Consider the following 1,248-nt stretch of genomic DNA (forward strand, 5'->3'; position numbering starts at 1 on the left):
AACAAATAATAAAGTCAGTCAGCTATGAAATTAAGTAACTTATCTATCAAGTCAAAACTCGCCTCAATTGTCGTTCTATCGGTTGTACTGCTAGTAATGGCATCTACATTTAACCTCATGCAGCAAAGAGCCAGCTCTATGGAAGAGCGGCAAGATAAGCTCAGTGCTCAAGTTGAAACCGCAGTAAGCTTAGCCGGCTATTACTACAGCCAACGTAGTGTACTAGGTGAAGAAGTCGCAAAGGAGCGAGCGCTACAAGCCATTAAGACGCTTCGTTATGACAACACCAATTACTTCTGGATTCTTAACCAGCAGCTCAACATTATTAGTCATCCGCTCAAACCTGAGCTTAATGGTACCAACGCAGGTAATTTGAAAGACGGAGCAGGAAAGCACCATTGGCGTGAAATGGTGACGATCTCACGCTCTCCTCAAGAGAAAGGCTTTCTTGATTACCAGTGGATGAGCCCTCAAGGTGAGCTAAAAGATAAAATCTCTTACGTACAACTCTTCCCTGAGTGGAACTGGATTATCGGCTCAGGAATACTGGTCGCTGATATTCAAGAGGCTTTCTACGCATTAGCACTTAAAGAAGGTATGGTCGCAGTTGTTTTATCAGGCTTACTGTTTGCGATGGGTTATGCGATTTCAAATAACATAATCGTCCCGCTTAACAAGCTTATCGATAACACGCATAAAATTGCCGATGGTGACCTTCGTGTCCGTATGAACATGACACGTAAAGATGAGTTGGGCGATATGAGCCACCAGATCGACACCATGCTCGACAAACTGCAAACAACGCTTCGTACAGCAAACGAGTCTGCGGATCTGTCTAGTAATATGGCAAGTCATATCGCGCAGGCCAGTGAAGAGGCAGCAACCAGTGTGAATTCGCAACATGCACAGCTTGAACTGTTATCGACCGCAATGACAGAGATGAGCGCGACCATTTCAGATGTCGCGATGAATGCAGAAAACACCGCTGCGAGTACCAACAAAGTGGTCGATCACGCTAACCAAAATGATAAAAACATGCAGGTAACCGCAACGACCATATCTCAAGTATCTGAGAACATTTCAACTGCAAATAACTTGGTCAGAGATCTTCAATCTGGTGTTACAGAGATAAGCCAAGTGGTTGGTGTGATTCGCGATGTGTCTGAGCAAACTAATCTACTAGCGTTAAACGCCGCTATCGAAGCGGCACGTGCAGGGGAACAAGGGCGCGGTTTTGCTGTAGTTGCT

At 45.1% G+C, this 1,248-nt stretch carries 1 protein-coding gene; it reads left to right on the top strand.

What is annotated here, in order from left to right:
* Positions 1-24: 24 nt before the first annotated feature.
* On the top strand, positions 25-1,248 hold a 1,224-nt coding region (locus BCT81_RS22285; RefSeq protein WP_102425878.1), incomplete at its 3' end, for a methyl-accepting chemotaxis protein.

Origin of the sequence: Vibrio sp. 10N.261.52.A1, from assembly GCF_002876325.1 — a bacterium.
Lineage (GTDB): Bacteria > Pseudomonadota > Gammaproteobacteria > Enterobacterales > Vibrionaceae > Vibrio > Vibrio chagasii.